We start from the raw sequence: 15136 nt of genomic DNA on the forward strand, positions 1-15136 counted from the left end.
CCACCCACCTCCCCCCTTCCTTTGGGGGGGGGGGAGGGGGAGCCGCGCGGGTGTTTTCCCCCCCCCCCCCCCCACGGCTCCGCGTCCCCCGGGCCCGTGGGCCCGGGGGACGCGGAGCCGAACGTCGGGGAGTCAGCCCCCGGTCACGTCCCGCGCGGCTCCCGTACGACGGCGACACCGCCCGGCGGGACCGTCACCGAGCCGTCCGGCGCCGGCGTGCCGGTGAGGAGTTCGACCGCGCCGGCGGCGACGGCCACCTCGGCTCCCGTCCCGCCGTGGTCGACGAGGAACACGTAGTCGGCCGTGGCGCCGCGCCGCCGTACCGCCTCCACGCCCGCAGGCACGTCCCGCAGCACCGGCCGCACGCCCGCTTCCTCGCGGATCCGGGCCAGCAACGCCGCCAGCGTGTCCGGGTCGGGAAGCGTGGCCACGTACCAGGCCGTGCCGGCGCCGTACCCGTGCCGGGTGACCGCGGGGACGCCGGTCAGCGGGCCGTCCGTGTACGAGGTCACCGTCTCCGCTCCGGCCGTGCGGGCCCGCTCCGACCACAGGGACGCCGTGCCGCCCCCGCTCAGCCCCACCGTCTGCCCGGGCAGCAACGGGAACAGTTCGTCCGTGCGCACGCCGAGGGCCTCGCGGAAGGCGCCCGGGTAACCGCCCAGCCGCACATGGCAGTTCTCGTCGACCGCCCCGCTGTGGAAGCCGACCGCCAGGGTGCCGCCGCGCTCGGCGAAGGCGGTCAGGTTCGCCGCGCCCGCATCGTCGACCAGGTACAGGCTCGGCGCCAGGACCAGGCGGTACGCCGACAGGTCCGCGTCGGGGCGGACGAAGTCCACGGCGACGCCGGCCCGCCACAGGTGCTCGTACCAGGACCTGGTCACGTCCAGGAAGCGGACCTCCTCGCTGGGCTGCGAGGGAAGTTCCAGCGCCCAGCGGGCGTCCCAGTCCCAGACGATCGCCGTCTCGGCCGTGCCCGTGCTGCCGCGCACCTCCGCGAGCGCCTTCAGGTCCGCGCCGAGCGCCACGACGTCCCGCCAGATCGCACTGTCCGTGCCCGCGTGCGGCAGCATCGCCGAGTGCCACTGCTCGGCGCCCGCCTTCGCGGCCCGCCACTGGAAGTAGGCGATGCCGTCGGCGCCGCGCGCCACGTGGGCGAGGGCGTTGCGACGCAACTCCCCCGCGTTCTTGGCCCTGTTGACGGGCTGCCAGTTCACGGCTCCGGTCGAGTGCTCCATCAGCAGCCACGGGCGGCCGCCCCCGAGCGAACGCACCAGATCGCCGCTCATCGCGATGTCGATCTCGGACTCGGGGTCGGTGGACCGGAGGTAGTGGTCGTTGGAGACGACGTCCAGTTCGGGCGCCCAGCGCCAGTAGTCCAGCGCGTCGAAGTTGTACATCACCATGAAGTTGGTGGTGGCGGGGACGTCGGGGGCGGCCTGTGCCAGCGCCTCGCGTTCCGCCGTGCACAGGGACAGCAGCGCGTCGCTGCAGAAGCGGCGCCAGTCCAGCCGGTGGGTGGGGTTGGGGACCGCGCCCGTCGCGCGCGGCGGCAGGATCTCGTCCCAGTCGTAGTACCACTGGCTCCAGAAGGCGGTGCCCCAGGCGTCGTTGAGCGCGGCCAGGTCGTCGCCGTATCTGTCGCGCAGCCAGCCGCGGAACGCCTCCGCGCTCGTGTCGCAGAAGCACTCGGCGTTGTGGCAGCCGTACTCGTTGTGGACGTGCCACATGACCACCGCGGGATGGCCGGCGTACCGCTCCCCCAGCGCGCGGGCCATCCGCAGCGCCGCCTCCCGGTAGGCCGGGCTGCTCGGGCAGAACGTCTGACGGCTGCCGTACGACAGCCTCCGGCCGTCCGGGTCCACCGGCAGCGCCTCGGGGTGGGCCCGGAAGAACCACGCCGGCGGCGCGGCCGTCGGGGTGGCCAGGTCGGCGGCGATGCCGTGGGCGTGGAGCAGGTCGAGGACGCGGTCCAGGCGCGAGAAGTCGTACACGCCCTCGGACGGTTCCAGCAGCGCCCACGAGAAGATGTTGACGCTGACCATGTTCACGCCGGCCTCGACCATGAGCCGCATGTCCTCGGCCCAGACCTCCTGCGGCCACTGCTCGGGGTTGTAGTCGCCGCCGTAGGCGATGCCGGGGACGTTCAGCGCGCGCTCCATCACTCGCCTCCCGACAGCAGGCGGCGGGTGGTGTTCACGCCCCACGCGTCGAGGGACAGCAGCCGGTCGCTGGACGCCATCAGGCCGCCCGTCGCCTCCACGTGCGCGGCCCACCGCTCCCGGGTCTCCACCGCCGGGCGGGCCATCAGACAGTCGGGGTCGTTGGTCCAGAGACGGCCGTGCTGCCACTGGCGGCCGACGCCGGTGAACTCGGCCGGGTCCTGACCGGGCTGACTGTAGTCGTCGGCCTCGGGGCGGCGGTGCGGCGCCGTGTCGGGGCTGACCCGCATCGCGTCGAACAGGCCGAGGGAGGGCAGCATCGGCGCGCCGCAGCCCAGGAGGTAGGACTCCGGTCCGATCGCCGACCGGATGAGTTCGATGCCCGAACGGTAGGCCGCCAGGGGACCCGTGGACCGCTCGTGCCGGACGCCGTCCAGGGCGCCCGCGTACAGGAAGTCGACCTTGAAGTAGTCGTAGCCCTCGGCGCGCAGGGTCCGGAAGACGTCCGTCAGGTAGGCCGCCGCCCCGGGGTGGGTGGTGTCGAGGACCCGCAGGTCGTGCCCCCAGTTGCGGCCGGCGTGCGCGAAGCCGCCGTCGGCGGAGGCGACCAGCCAGTCGGGGTGCTCGGCGGCGAGCTCGCTGCTCGGGTCGACGAGGAAGGGCGCCGTCCAGATGCCGGCCCGGCGGCCCCGGGCCCGGATGGCGTCCGCGATGCCGGCGCGCGAGCGGAAGCGGCCGGAGAGGGTGAGCCAGTCGCCGAGGGCGCGCTGGTAGCCGTCGTCGATCTGGACGACGTCGACGGGCAGGTCGAGGGTGTCCATGGCACGCAGGTTCTCGTGGACGTCGTCCTCGGTGACGGCGGTGAAGTACTCGTACCAGGAGCACCAGACGGTGGGCGCCGGGCGGGGCGCGGCGAGGCCGAGGGCCGCGGCCCAGTCGGCCAGGGCGGCCTGGACGTCGGCGCCCTCCGTCCCCGCGTACTCCTTCACGGGCCCGTCGGCGGTGACCTCGGCCCGGCCAGCCCGGACGGTCAGCCGGATCGAGGGGACCTCGCGGGTCGGGTCCGTCGCCGCCCACAGGCGTACCGGTGAGCCGTCGCCGGGGTCGAGGGCCAGCAGTCCCTCCCCCTGGAAGGCTCCGGCGGGGACGGTGACCCCGGGCCGGTAGCAGACGGTCGCCCAGTTGGCGTTCGTCGGACGGTGGGGGCGCGCGTCGAGGGCGTACGCGCCGCTCGGGCTCCAGGACTGCCAGCCCTCCTCGTGGACGCGGGCGCGGCGCGGATCCACGGGGACGGTGGCCACCGGGGTGAAGGGGTCGTGCACGGGGGTCTCTTTCACGGGGGAAGGGGCTCAGCCCTTGTTGGCGCCGAGGGTCAGGCCGCTGACGAACTGGCGCTGGAGCACGAAGTAGACGATCAGCGTGGGGATCGCGGTGAGCAGGGCGCCGGCGGCGACCAGGTTGGGGTCGGTGAAGTACTGGCCGGAGAGGTTGTTCAGGGCCGAGGTGATCGGCATGTTCTCGCCGGTGGAGATCAGCACGATGGCCCAGAAGAAGTCGTTGTAGATCCAGATGGACAGCAGCGTCGCCAGCGCGGCCATCGCGGGCTTGCACAGGGGCAGCACGATCTGCCAGTACAGGCGCCACACGGAGGCGCCGTCGACGAGGGCGGCCTCGGTCAGCTCGTGCGGCAGGGAGCGCATGTAGTTGCTCAGCACGAAGGCGCAGAAGCCGGACTGGAAGGCCACGTGGATGAGGACCAGACCGAGCGCGGAGTCGTAGAGCTTGCCGCTGACGGTGATCCCCGGCAGGTTCACCAGCAGGTACAGGCGGTACAGCGGGGTGATGATCACCTGCTGGGGCAGGAGGTTGCCGGCCGTGAACACCAGCAGCAGGAAGAGGTTGACCCGGAAGTCGAAGCGGCTGACGTAGAACGCCACGCACGAGGACAGGAACAGGGTCAGCAGCACGGCCGGGACCGCGATCAGCAGCGTGTTGCCGAAGTAGTGCAGCATGTCCGACTGCTGGAAGGCGTTGGTGAAGTTGTCCAGGCTCAGCTTGTCGGGCCAGGACACATAGCCCTTCTCGCTGGTCTCCGCGTACGGGCGCAGGGCCGCGAACAGCGCCCAGAGCAGGGGCGCGAGCCAGGCCAGGGCGGTGACGACGAGGAACGTGTGCAGCAGGATCCGGGCGGGGCGGACGGGGGTGCGCTGCTTGGTCGCGAGGGTCGCGCTCATGCTCGCCGCTCCTTGCGGAAGGTCGCGATCAGATACGGGATGATCACCGCGAGGGAGATCACCAGCAGGACGACGGCGATCGCCGAGCCGTATCCGATGCGGCTGGACTCGCCGATGATGTTGTTGGTCACCAGGATCGACAGCAGTTCGGTGCCCTGGGCGCCCTTGTTGAAGACGAAGACCAGGTCGAAGGCGCGCAACGCCTCGATGATCGTCACCACGAGGACGACCGTGTTGGTGGGCCGCAGGGTTGGGAAGATGACGTTCTTGAACGTCTGCCACTCGTTCGCGCCGTCCAGCGAGGAGGCCTCGCGCAGGGCGGGGTCGACGCTCTTCAGGCCGGCCAGGTACAGGATCATCATGTAGCCGGCGTGGCGCCAGGAGGCGGCGATGAGGATGGCCCACAGGTTGAGGTCCGGGTCGCCGATCCAGTCGATGTAGTGCCCGGGCGTGTTCGCCCCGATGAGGCTGTTGATCAGGCCCGTGTCCGGGTTGTAGACCAGCTGCCAGACGAATCCGATGACGGCCATGGACACCACGACCGGCAGGAAGAACGCCGTCTGGTAGACCCGGCTGAACCGGATCTTCTTGTCCAGCTGGACCGCCAGGAACAGGCCCATCGGGGTCGGGATCAGGATGAGCACGACGAACCAGATGACGTTGTGCTCGACGGCGGGCCAGAACTGCGGGTTGTTGCTGAACAGTTCACGGAAGTTGTCCAGCCCGACCCACTTGATGGAGTCGAAGCCGATGCCGTCCCAGGTGGTGAAGGCCAGCGCGATGGAGGCGAGGGCGGTGACCCAGACGAGGGCCACGTGCAGGATCGTCGGCACCCCGGCCATCAGGCCGAGGGTGAGCCGGTCACGGCGGGTCAGCAGGCGGCGGTGGCCCTGCGGGGCCCGCTTCTCGGGGGATGCGGTGCCCGGAGGCGGCACGGCGGCCGCCTCCGGGGACTTCGTGGTGTCCACGGTCATGGTGTGGTGCTCATCCGCTTCAGCAGGAGGGTCAGCCGGACGCGAAGATCGTCTTCTTCTGGCGCTCGATCGAGCTCAGCAGGCTGTCGACTCCCTTGGGGTCGCGGACGAACTTCTGCAGCGCGGGCTGCATCACCGTCGAGGTGAAGTCGGGCCGGCTGTCGCGGTCCATGAACTGCGTGAGGTGCTTGGCGCCGCTGATCATTTCGTACGCCTTCTTCTGCAGCGCGGTGTACGAGGAGGTGTCGGCCTTGGAGGAGGCGGCGACGACGCTCGGGTCGGCCTTGAGGTAGATCGCCTCGGCCTCCGGGGTGCCCAGGTACTCCAGGAGCTTGACGGCGGAGGCCTTGCTCTTCGGGGCCTTGGAGAGCATGAAGCCGTCGGTGGGCGCCTCGACGGTGTCCTGGCCGTAGGCCGGGTCGATCTCCGGGAAGGCGAAGAAGTCGAGGTCGTCGGCGTCGGCCGGGTTGGTGAACTGCTGCGCCACGAAGGTGCCCAGCAGGTACATGCCCGCCTTCTTGGAGACGAGGGTCTGGGCGGCGTCCTGCCAGGTGCGGCCGACGGCGCCGTCCTGGTGGTAGGGGAGGAGCTCGGCCCAGTGGTCGAAGGTCTTGCGGACCTTCGCGTCGGTCCAGGAGGCCTTGCCCGCCATCAGCTCGACGTGGAAGTCGTAGCCGTTGGCGCGGAAGTTGATCTGGTCGAAGGTGCCCAGCGCCGGCCAGGCGTCCTTGTCGCCGAAGGCGATCGGGACCAGGCCGTCCTTCTTCATCTGCTTGCACAGCGCGACCAGCTGGTCCCAGGTGGTGGGGACGGTGTAGCCGTGCTGCTGGAACACGCTCTTGCGGTAGAAGAGCGCCCACGGGTACGTGTACAGCGGCACGAAGTAGTACTTGCCGTCCTCGCCCTTGCTGAGGGCCTTCATCGCGTCGGGGAAGTTGCCGCCGATCTTCTGCCACACGTCGTCGATGGGGGTGGCGAGCTTCTTGGCCGCGAAGAACTGCATGCGGTAGCCGGCGAACCAGTTGAACACGTCGTCCGGGGTGCCCTGGAGGTAGGAGTTGATCTGCTCCTGGAACGTGTTGTGGTCCTTGGTGTTCACGTCGACCGTGATCCCGGACTGCTTCTTGAAGGCTGCGTAGATCTCGGCGAAGGCCTTCTTCGGGACGGCGTCGGAGGCGTTGGAGCCGAGGGTGACGGTCTTCGGGTCGGCGGCTGCGCCGCTGCTGCCGCACGCGGACAGCAGCGGCATTCCGGCGCCCAGGGCGGCCGCCCCGCCTATGCCGCGCAACAGTGTGCGTCGGCTCGGGGAGGGGAGGGAGAGGCGGCCGGAGGGGGTGAGGTCGTGCATGAGCGGCTCCTGACGCGAGGTTCGGTCATGAGGTATGACTGAAAGCCGGTCGCAATCGACCAGAAATCAACTTGACCGAACACTGGGTGGCGCAATAACAGCCGTATGTCCGCTCATGCGTCAAGAGCCGCTGACTTCATTTGTCGAAACGTAATCGACACACCTTGATCATCTTTTGCCCGTTTCCTTGATCCCGACGGGCCCCGAGAAGATCACTTGAAGGCGGCGAAGGCCTTCGAGAACGCGGACTCGCCCTGGACGATCGAGCTGCAGGTCGCGTCCGCGGCGCCCTTGGCGCCGCCCGGGCACTGCTTGTCCCGGGTCGCCGACCACATCGACAGCCATCCCAGCCCCTTCGACTTCGCGAAGGCGACGAGCTGTGCGGCGTCCTCGACCTTGAAGATCTCGGAGGCGACGTCGTTCACACCGATCATCGGAGTGACGGCGACCGTCTTCCACGCGGCACTGTCGCTCAGTCCGAGCACGCTCTTGACCTGGGCCTGGGTGGCGGTGGCGGCCTGCTCGGCATAGTCGCCCATGTCACCGCTGTACGCCGGACCGTAGTCCATCGCCATGACGTTGACCGTGGCGATGCTCACGCCGTTGGCCTTCGCGTCGGCGATGAGACTCACACCGTCCTGAGTCAGCCCCTCGGGCATGACCGGCAGGGTGAACGACACGTTCAGGCCCGGGTGCCTGCGCTGGAGTTCGGCTATGGCCCGGGCGCGGCGGGTGTTGGCGGCGGCGTTCGGCAGCGCCCCGCCCTCGACGTCGAAGTCGACCTTGGTCAGCCGGTACGCGTCGACCACCTTCCCGTACGCGTCCGCCAGCGCGTCCGGCGAGGAGCAGGTGGTGGCCAGTTCGGAGCCGGACGCCCCGCCGAAGGAGACCCGCACGTCGCCGCCCTCGGCGCGCAGCGCGCCGATCTGCGCGGCCACGCCGTCGCTCGCGAGGTCGGTCACCCCGCCCCACTTGGGCGTACAGCCGCCGCCGTCGGTCACGAAGGCGAGGTTGTAGTCCTTGACGCCGGTCGCGCGCACGCTTCCGAGCAGGTCGAAGGCGGGATAGAGGGAGGTGTCGACGTAAGGGGCGAAGCCGGCGGAGGAGGGGGTGCCGGCGCCGGAGCCGCCGCTCGCACCCGGGGAGGGGGGAGCGGTGGAGGCCGGGGCGGTGGCGGTCGGGACGGAGGTGGCCGTAGGCGCGGTGGAGGGGGAGGCGGAGGCGGTGGGAACGGCGGACTGCGTCGGCCGCCCGCTCGGCTCGGGCGTGGCGCCCCCGTCGGCGGAGCACCTGGCCCCGTCGACGAGACAGCCGACCGGATCCCCGGTCCCGTTCACCACGAACCCGACGGTGACCGACTCCCCGGCGGCGAGCCCGTCGGAGTCCCACTTCGGGGGCGTCACGGTGACGTGCTGCCCGCCGGTGCTCGCCTCCCCGTTCCAGAGCGAACCGAGCTTCGCGCCGGCCGGCAGGTCGAACTCCAGCTTCCAGCCGGCCTTCGCCCCACCGCTGTTGTTGGTCACGACGTACTGCGCGGTGTAACCCGTCGACCAGTCACTGGTCCTGGTGTAGGCGGCTGCGACCCCGGCGGCCTGGGCGGTGCCGGTGACAAGGACGACCGCGCCGCCCACCGCGGCCGCGGCGACGGCGCCCCCGATGACCTTGTTCCTGCCACTGACCTTGCGCCGGTGCGTGCTCATGACGTGCCTGCCTTCACTGTTCACGGGAGTCCCGGAGGTGGGGTGCGGCAGCACGCTAGCGATCACGAAACGGGCAAAACGACTAACCCGGACTGAGCGGGAGGATCTTAGGACGCGCTTAAGGAAGGCATCGGGACCGATTAAAGGTCGAGACCAATCAGGTGCTCACCGGCGCCCGACGGTCACGCGTCGGCGCCGCCGCACAGCCCCCCGGTGTCCTCTGCGCGCCGGTTCGTGGCTGTTCAGCTGGATCCAGATGCGCACCTCGGTGCCGCCCAGCACGGACGAGCCGATGCGGACGTCGCCGCCCGTCGACTCCGCGAGCCGGCGGACGATGTCCAGGCCGAGGCCCGTGGAGCCGGCCGTGCCCGAGCCGCGGCCGCGGGCCATCGCCGCCTCGGGGTCGGGTATGCCGGGGCCCGCGTCCGAGACGAGGACGATCACGGCGTCCTCGCCGTTGTGGACGTCGACCGCGAAGGCCGTGCCCTCCGGGGTGTGCCGGAAGACGTTGCCGAGGAGGGCGTCGAGGGCGGCGGCCAGGTCGGCGCGGGCCACGGGTATGCGGACCGGTCGGTCCACGCCGGCCGTGCGCACCTTGCGGCCCTCGTCCTCCGCGAGCGCCGACCAGAACGCCATCCGCTCGCGCACCACCTCGGCCGCGTCGCAACCGGCGCCGGGGCCGAGGGCCGCCGTCTGCGGTTTCGCCTCCCGGGCCGTGCGGATGATCGTGTCGACCTCGCGCTCCAGCTGGGCCACCGCCGTCCGGGTCTGCTCCGCGGCCGGGGAGTCGCCGAGGGAGGCGGCGTTGAGCCGCAGGACGGTGAGCGGGGTGCGCAGACGGTGGGACAGGTCGGCCGCCAGCTCCCGCTCGTTCGCCAGCAGTTGCACCACCTGGTCCGCCATGGAGTTGAACGCCGCCGCGGCCAGGCGCAGTTCGTTCGGCCCCTCCTCCGGCACCCTCGCCCCGAGCTTGCCCTCCCCCAGTTCGTGCGCCCCCTCGACCAGCCGCCTGGCCGGCTGCACCATCCGTACGCCCAGCCGGTCGGCGACCGCGACCGAGCCGACGACCAGCGCGACCCCGACGGCCGCCAGCACGGCCCAGGCCGTGCCGACGCCGTTGCTCACCTCGGACTCGGGGACGTACACCTCGATCACCACGGTCCCCAGGCCCAGTGCGACGGGCTGGAGCAGCGCGGAGCCGCCCGGGACCTCCGCCGTGGAGGCGCGGCCCAGCTTCCGCACGGCCGCGATGTCCGAGGCGGCGGCCCGCTGCCGGCCGAGGTCGACGGCTGCCCGGCCGCCGCCCGCCGGCAGGTGCACGGCCATGCCGTCGTCGGAGCCGGCGGAGGCGACCACCCGCTCCAACTGGTCGCGGTCGGTGGTGATGGACAGGGCCGGGACCACGACCGCGGCCTCGCGCTCCGCGTTGGAGAACGCGCGGTCGCGGGCCATCTCCTTGACGACCAGACCGAGCGGGACGGCGAAGGCGACCACGACCATGGTGGTGACCGCCAGGCAGACCTTGACCAGGGCCCATCTCATCGCGCCGCGACCCCTTCCCCCGGTGGCTCGAGCTTCACTCCGACGCCCCGCAGGGTGTGCAGATAGCGCGGCCTCGCCGCCGTCTCGCCCAGCTTCCGCCGCAGCCAGGACAGATGGACGTCGATGGTCTGGTCGTCCCCGTAGGACTGCTGCCACACCTCGGCGAGCAGTTCACGGCGGGGGACGACGACTCCTGGCCGGCCCGCGAGGAAGGCCAGCAGGTCGAACTCGCGACGGGTGAGGTCGAGCCGTGCGCCGTCCAGTTCGGCCTGGCGGCGCAACGGGTCGACGGTCAGGCCGCCGACCCGCAGGACGCTGGAGGGCGCGGCCTCTCCGGCGCCGGACCGGGCCCGCCGCAGCACGGCCGCCATCCGCGCCGACAGGTGCTCCACCGAGAACGGCTTGGTCAGGTAGTCGTCCGCGCCCGCGTTCAGCAGCCGGACGATCTCCGTCTCGTCGTCGCGTGCGGTGGCGACGATGACCGGCACGTCCGTGATGCCGCGCAGCATCTTCAGCGCCTCGGAGCCGTCCAGATCGGGCAGTCCGAGGTCGAGGACGACCACGTCGAAGCGGAAATGGGCGACCTCGCGCAGCGCCTCCAGTGCCGTTCCGACGCTGCGCACGGTGTGCGAGGCGTCGGTCAGCTGCCGGATGAGCGCCGAGCGTACGAACTGGTCGTCCTCGACCACGAGCACACTTGCCATGCGCCGCAACCTACGCCATGCGGGCGAGCGTCATCCGGGCCTGTGGACAACTCGTCCTCTGTGGAGGACCGGTGAGGCGGACGGGTGAGAACGAGGACACATCCGTGCGACACGGGTGAGGCGGGTGGGGCAAGATGGCCGCGATGCGCAGAGCACTCGTACACGTACTGGCCTGGTCGCTCGCCACCGGCGCGGCGGTCACGCTGTCGTGGTGGGGCGTCCACACGGTGCTGGCGGGCACGGCCTACGACCCGCCGCGCGCCCTGCCGCTCACCGCGGCCGACGCGACCACGCAGGAGTCGAAGCCCCTGGCCCCGTCCACGAGTCGGCCCGGGCCGTCGGCGAGCGCCTCCCCGAGCCCGAGCCGCACACCGCTCACGCCCGTTCCCTCGCGGACGGCGACGTCGAGCCCCTCCCCCGGCCCCTCCACCTCGGCGGCGAGCACCGTCAAGAGCTACGACACCGACGGCGGGCGGGTCGTCTTCGACCTCGGCCGTACCTCGGCGACGCTCGTCTCGGCCACCCCGGGCGCGGGCTGGTCGATGCAGGTGTGGAAGACGGAGTCGTGGATCCGGGTGGAGTTCGGCTCCGGCGCCGACCGCGTGTCGGTTTTCTGCACCTGGCACGACGGGCCGCCCCGGGTGGAGATCGGCACGTACTGAGGGCCGACGGCGGCAGCTAGCGGAACACCGAGGGCGGGGGCGCCGGCGAGGCCACCGCCGACGCGTCGACGACCGGCGCCGCCCCGCCGGTGAAGTCGGTGAGCGTGCGGCCGTGCTCGACCCGGCCGGGGTGCGGATCGGAGGCGGCCCGGCGGGTCAGTTCGGCGACCGGCAGGGGCAGGTCGCAGGCGACGAGCACCGCGTTGCCGAACCGTTTGCCCCGCAGCACGGTCGGGTCGGCGACCAGCGCGAGTTCCCCGAAGCGGGCGGCGGCGGTGGCGATCTGGCCGCGCAGGTGGGCCAGCGGCGGACCGTCGGCGAGGTTGGCGGCGTACCACCCGCCGGGCTTCAGCGCCCTGCGCACCTCGTCGAGGAACTCGGTCGAGGTGAGGTGGGCGGGTGTGCGGGCGCCGCTGAACACGTCGGCTATGACGAGGTCGGCCCAGCCGTCGGGCACCTTGGCGAGCCCCTCCCGCGCGTCGACGGACCTGACCCTGATCCTGGCACCCGGGTCCAACGGCAGCGCCCGGCGGACCAGTTGGACGAGGGCCGCGTCGCGTTCGACGACCTGCTGGGTGGAGCGGGGGCGGGTGGCGGCGACGTACCGCGCGAGGGTGAAGGCGCCGCCGCCTAGGTGCACGACGTGCAGCGGCCTGCCGGGCGGGGAGGCGAGGTCGATGACGTGGCCCAGCCGCCGCTGGTACTCGAACGAGAGGTGGGCGGGGTCGTCGAGGTCGACGTGCGACTGGGGGGCTCCGTCGATCAGCAGCGTCCAGGCCCGTGCCCGGTCCCGGTCGGGTATGAGCTGGGCGAGTCCGCCGTCGACGGTCTCGACGACGGCGGCGTCGGCCTCCCGCTCACGCCGGGTGTTCCTGGACTTTCCCATGACAGCATTTTCGCAGGCCGTGGGAGCTCTCCGCGCGCCCGGCCGACGTCGGCCGCGCACGCACGCGGGTGGGTGGCGGTGCGCCGCTCGCGCCGGCCTTCGGCGAGGCCCGCTCTCGCCGTGACCGGCGTCCTCACCGGCAGCTGTCGGCCGCCTCGATGAGCCGGGCCGCCTCGCCCAACGCCCGCCGCAGCACCGCCGGATCCGTCGCGAGGTCCGCCTCGCCGGGCGGCACCAGCCAGTCCGAGCCCTCGGCCGGCGGCCGGGGGTCGAGTCTCAGGCCCCGGCCGTCGGTCCGGGTGCAGGTGCTGCCCGGTACGTCCCATGCCGCCGCCGTGCCGGCCGGCACCACGAAGGCGAGGGTGTCGTCGCCGTCGTCGTGCAGGACGGGCCCCATCCCGTCGCCGGCCGGCGACCCCCTTCGCAGGATGTCGACCGCCTCCAGCCCCTGACGGGTCGGCACCGTCACCAGGTCGCACGCCGCCACCGACGGCACACGACGATCGTTGCTCTGGCTGGTCGTCTCCATCCCGGCCTCCACCGCGCAGCCCGCCTGTCGTCCACAGGGCTCAACGTCTCACGTCGTCAAGGGCTACGGCGGAAGTCCGCCGCAAAGGATGGCAGTTCATGGCAGATCGCGGATGAGATATCCGGTTTTGTAGCCAAACACCACATGACGGCCCGACCGCAGCAGGTACGTTCTTGCCCGCCGGGCACAAGGGTGCCACACGGACAACTCACCCCTGGTCCGGCATGGTTCGACGGTTCGCACGAGAGGACCCGGCCATGGCGTCGTCAACGGTGACCCCACCTCGGCCCGACCGGCCACCACGGCCCAACCTCGCCTTCCGGCATCTGCGCGGACCACGCTCGCCGGCCGAGTTCGCCGCGCTCGTGCGGCGGGCCGGAGGCGAGATCGGCGAGCGGGTCAGCTGCGACGCGCGCTACATCGGGCGGGTCGAGGCCGGGGAGATCCGCTGCCCCAACTACGCGTACGAGCGGGTGTTCCTGCACATGTTCCCCGGTCGCACGCTCACCGACCTGGGCTTCGCGCCCCGCTCGGCCGTGCGCGGACGGGGGGCGCGTACCGCCGAGGAAGCGCCCTGCCCGCACCCCATGAGCCCGGCACGCACGACGAGTGACGAGCGCGACACGGGTGACACGGATGGAGCGCACGAGCCGTATGACATGCAGGACCCGTACGACCCGCACCACGACCACGAGGAGAGCGACGTGCTGCGTCGCGCATTCATGACCGGCGGAGGCGCCACGATGGCCGTCGCCACCCTGGGCCCCCTGGCGCTCGCCCCCGACGCGTCCACGGCGGCTCGTCCCCGCCGCGCGGGGACGAGCGAGGCGGGCGCGCTGGAAGAGGCGGTCCGCAGAATCCGGCTGCTGGACGACCGGCACGGGGCGGACGGCCTCTACCGGCGCGCGGCCGCTCCCCTGCGCGCCGCCTACGCGCTGCTGGACGCCGGAACCACCCGGCAGACGGCCGCCGACCGGCTCCACTCGGGCGCCGGGGAGCTCGCCATCTCCGTGGGCTGGCTGGCGCACGACTCGGGCCGGTTCGACGACGCCCGCTCGCACTACGCCGAAGCCCTGGCGACCGCCCGGATGAACGGGGACCACGCGCTGGAGGCGCACGCCTTCTGCAACACCGCGTTCCTCGCACGGGACGCGGGACGGCCCCGCGAGGCCGTCCGCGCCGCCCAGGCCGCCCAGCGCGTCGCCCGCCCGCTGGGCTCGCCCCGCCTGATGTCGCTGCTCGCCCTGCGCGAGGCGGGCGGCTGGGCCGGGCTCGCCGACCGCACCGGGTGCGTGCAGGCACTGGTCCGCGCGCAGGCCCTCTACGACCGGGGTCCGTGCGACCAGGACCCCGAGTGGATGAGCTTCTACGGCGAGGCCGAGCTGGAGGGGCTCACCGCGCAATGCTGGTCCACGCTGGGCGACTGGCCGCGCGCGGCCCGGCACGCGAAACGGGCGGCGGACCTGCAGGATCCGCACTTCACCCGGAACATCGCGCTGTACACGGCCGAGCTCGCGGACGACCTCGCGCGCGGGGGCCGTCCCGACGAGGCCGCGGTGGCGGGGCTGCGCGTCCTGGACCTCCTGGACCAGGTCCAGTCGTCCCGGATCCAGACGATGCTGGCGGGAACGGCGCGGGTGCTGCTCCCGCACCGGCGCGCGGGAGGCGTGTCGGCGTTCCTGGAGCGGCACGCCTCGACGCCGCGGACGGTGTGAGGGACGGCGTCCGGGCCGGCCCGCAGGGGCCGCTACGCGAGGTGCCCGAGGTCGTTCCAGCTCTCGATCGCCGGTTCGCCGTAGGCCCAGCCCAGGACCGACAGCGACGTCGGGTTCAGACGGATCCGCGCCGCGAAGTCCAGCGGCAGACCCAGCCAGCGCGCCCCGATGGAGCGAAGGATGTGACCGTGCGCGAAGACCAGCACGTCCCGGTCGGCCGAGCGGGCCCAGGCGACGACCTCGTCCGCACGGGCGGTCACCTCGGCGAGGGTCTCGCCCTCGGGGACGCCGTCGCGCCAGATGAGCCAGCCGGGGCGGACCGCCTGGATCTCGGCGGGCGTCATGCCCTCGTAGGAGCCGTAGTGCCACTCCACGAGGGTGTCCCAGGTCACCGCGCGCTCGCCGAAGCCGGCGAGTTCGCACGTCTCCCGCGCGCGGGACAGCGGGCTGGTGCGTATCTCCACGTCCGCGAGGCCGTCGTGGGGCGCCCGGTGCAGCCGCTCGCCCAGCAGTTTCGCGCCCCGGCGGCCCTCCTCCAGAAGCGGCACGTCGGTCCTGCCGGTGTGCTTGCCGGACAGCGACCACTCCGTCTGTCCGTGCCGGGCCAGCAGGATGCGCGGTGCCATGGGGGACCTTTCCGGGGAAACCCTGGGAGGAACCAGGGGAGGACGCGGGGGCGGATC

Annotated in this window: 13 protein-coding genes; 2 read left to right on the top strand and 11 right to left on the bottom strand. The window is 72.2% G+C overall.

Annotated elements, in window-relative coordinates:
- Window positions 1-143 precede the first annotated feature (143 nt).
- The 8 genes from ACZ7DE_RS35245 to ACZ7DE_RS35280 form a co-directional block, all read right to left on the bottom strand.
- Complete coding sequence (locus tag ACZ7DE_RS35245; RefSeq protein ID WP_470768471.1) at window positions 144-2159, bottom strand: beta-galactosidase; 2016 nt, start codon at window positions 2157-2159, stop codon at window positions 144-146.
- Complete coding sequence (locus ACZ7DE_RS35250; protein WP_470768649.1) at window positions 2159-3481, bottom strand: glycoside hydrolase family 36 protein; 1323 nt, start codon at window positions 3479-3481, stop codon at window positions 2159-2161. The genes ACZ7DE_RS35245 and ACZ7DE_RS35250 overlap by 1 nt, the downstream gene beginning before the upstream one ends.
- A 27-nt stretch (window positions 3482-3508) precedes the next feature.
- Entirely contained in the window at window positions 3509-4393 is an 885-nt protein-coding gene (locus tag ACZ7DE_RS35255) for a carbohydrate ABC transporter permease (protein ID WP_470768473.1), read from the bottom strand.
- Window positions 4390-5367: a carbohydrate ABC transporter permease gene (locus tag ACZ7DE_RS35260; RefSeq protein WP_470768475.1), complete on the bottom strand. Its 978-nt coding sequence runs from the start codon at window positions 5365-5367 to the stop codon at window positions 4390-4392. Before ACZ7DE_RS35260 ends, ACZ7DE_RS35255 begins: the two co-directional genes overlap by 4 nt.
- A gap of 31 nt (window positions 5368-5398) precedes the next feature.
- The gene (locus tag ACZ7DE_RS35265) at window positions 5399-6715 is read right to left on the bottom strand and encodes an ABC transporter substrate-binding protein (RefSeq protein WP_470768477.1); all 1317 of its coding nucleotides are present in this window, start codon (window positions 6713-6715) and stop codon (window positions 5399-5401) included.
- Between the two features lie 212 nt (window positions 6716-6927).
- Window positions 6928-8415: a glycoside hydrolase family 18 protein gene (locus tag ACZ7DE_RS35270; RefSeq protein ID WP_470768479.1), complete on the bottom strand. Its 1488-nt coding sequence runs from the start codon at window positions 8413-8415 to the stop codon at window positions 6928-6930.
- 165 nt (window positions 8416-8580) lie between these two features.
- On the bottom strand, window positions 8581-9957 hold the full coding sequence (locus ACZ7DE_RS35275; RefSeq protein ID WP_470768482.1) for a HAMP domain-containing sensor histidine kinase: 1377 nt from the start codon (window positions 9955-9957) through the stop codon (window positions 8581-8583).
- Complete coding sequence (locus tag ACZ7DE_RS35280; protein ID WP_470768484.1) at window positions 9954-10661, bottom strand: response regulator transcription factor; 708 nt, start codon at window positions 10659-10661, stop codon at window positions 9954-9956. The genes ACZ7DE_RS35275 and ACZ7DE_RS35280 overlap by 4 nt, the downstream gene beginning before the upstream one ends.
- A gap of 143 nt (window positions 10662-10804) precedes the next feature.
- On the opposite strand from ACZ7DE_RS35280, the gene ACZ7DE_RS35285 reads away from it, so the two are divergent.
- Window positions 10805-11323 (top strand): hypothetical protein, encoded by a 519-nt coding sequence (locus ACZ7DE_RS35285; RefSeq protein ID WP_470768487.1) that lies wholly within the window; start codon window positions 10805-10807, stop codon window positions 11321-11323.
- A gap of 16 nt (window positions 11324-11339) precedes the next feature.
- Here ACZ7DE_RS35285 and ACZ7DE_RS35290 read toward each other — a convergent pair whose 3' ends face one another.
- Both ACZ7DE_RS35290 and ACZ7DE_RS35295 read right to left on the bottom strand, forming a co-directional pair.
- Entirely contained in the window at window positions 11340-12209 is an 870-nt protein-coding gene (locus ACZ7DE_RS35290) for a spermidine synthase (RefSeq protein WP_470768489.1), read from the bottom strand.
- A 133-nt stretch (window positions 12210-12342) separates the two neighbouring features.
- Entirely contained in the window at window positions 12343-12738 is a 396-nt protein-coding gene (locus ACZ7DE_RS35295; protein WP_470768491.1) for a hypothetical protein, read from the bottom strand.
- Window positions 12739-12995: 257 nt separating this feature from the next.
- Between ACZ7DE_RS35295 and ACZ7DE_RS35300 the strand changes: the two genes are divergently transcribed.
- Window positions 12996-14453, top strand: coding sequence for a tetratricopeptide repeat protein (locus ACZ7DE_RS35300; protein ID WP_470768492.1), 1458 nt, complete (start codon window positions 12996-12998; stop codon window positions 14451-14453).
- 32 nt (window positions 14454-14485) lie between these two features.
- Here the strand turns inward: ACZ7DE_RS35300 and ACZ7DE_RS35305 are convergent, their stop codons facing one another.
- Window positions 14486-15079 (bottom strand): histidine phosphatase family protein, encoded by a 594-nt coding sequence (locus ACZ7DE_RS35305; protein WP_470768493.1) that lies wholly within the window; start codon window positions 15077-15079, stop codon window positions 14486-14488.
- Window positions 15080-15136: the final 57 nt, after the last annotated feature.

It is taken from the genome of Streptomyces sp. NPDC037083, from assembly GCF_055606485.1.

Excerpts from the sequence above, each read along its gene's own strand:
- ACZ7DE_RS35245 (WP_470768471.1), bottom strand. The coding sequence starts at position 2,159 with ATGGAGCGCGCGCTGAACGTCCCCGGCATCGCCTACGGCGGCGACTAC.
- ACZ7DE_RS35255 (WP_470768473.1), bottom strand. The coding sequence starts at position 4,393 with ATGAGCGCGACCCTCGCGACCAAGCAGCGCACCCCCGTCCGCCCCGCC.
- ACZ7DE_RS35260 (WP_470768475.1), bottom strand. The coding sequence starts at position 5,367 with ATGACCGTGGACACCACGAAGTCCCCGGAGGCGGCCGCCGTGCCGCCT.
- ACZ7DE_RS35265 (WP_470768477.1), bottom strand. The coding sequence starts at position 6,715 with ATGCACGACCTCACCCCCTCCGGCCGCCTCTCCCTCCCCTCCCCGAGC.
- ACZ7DE_RS35270 (WP_470768479.1), bottom strand. The coding sequence starts at position 8,415 with ATGAGCACGCACCGGCGCAAGGTCAGTGGCAGGAACAAGGTCATCGGG.
- ACZ7DE_RS35275 (WP_470768482.1), bottom strand. The coding sequence starts at position 9,957 with ATGAGATGGGCCCTGGTCAAGGTCTGCCTGGCGGTCACCACCATGGTC.
- ACZ7DE_RS35280 (WP_470768484.1), bottom strand. The coding sequence starts at position 10,661 with ATGGCAAGTGTGCTCGTGGTCGAGGACGACCAGTTCGTACGCTCGGCG.
- ACZ7DE_RS35285 (WP_470768487.1), top strand. The coding sequence starts at position 10,805 with ATGCGCAGAGCACTCGTACACGTACTGGCCTGGTCGCTCGCCACCGGC.
- ACZ7DE_RS35290 (WP_470768489.1), bottom strand. The coding sequence starts at position 12,209 with ATGGGAAAGTCCAGGAACACCCGGCGTGAGCGGGAGGCCGACGCCGCC.
- ACZ7DE_RS35295 (WP_470768491.1), bottom strand. The coding sequence starts at position 12,738 with ATGGAGACGACCAGCCAGAGCAACGATCGTCGTGTGCCGTCGGTGGCG.
- ACZ7DE_RS35300 (WP_470768492.1), top strand. The coding sequence starts at position 12,996 with ATGGCGTCGTCAACGGTGACCCCACCTCGGCCCGACCGGCCACCACGG.
- ACZ7DE_RS35305 (WP_470768493.1), bottom strand. The coding sequence starts at position 15,079 with ATGGCACCGCGCATCCTGCTGGCCCGGCACGGACAGACGGAGTGGTCG.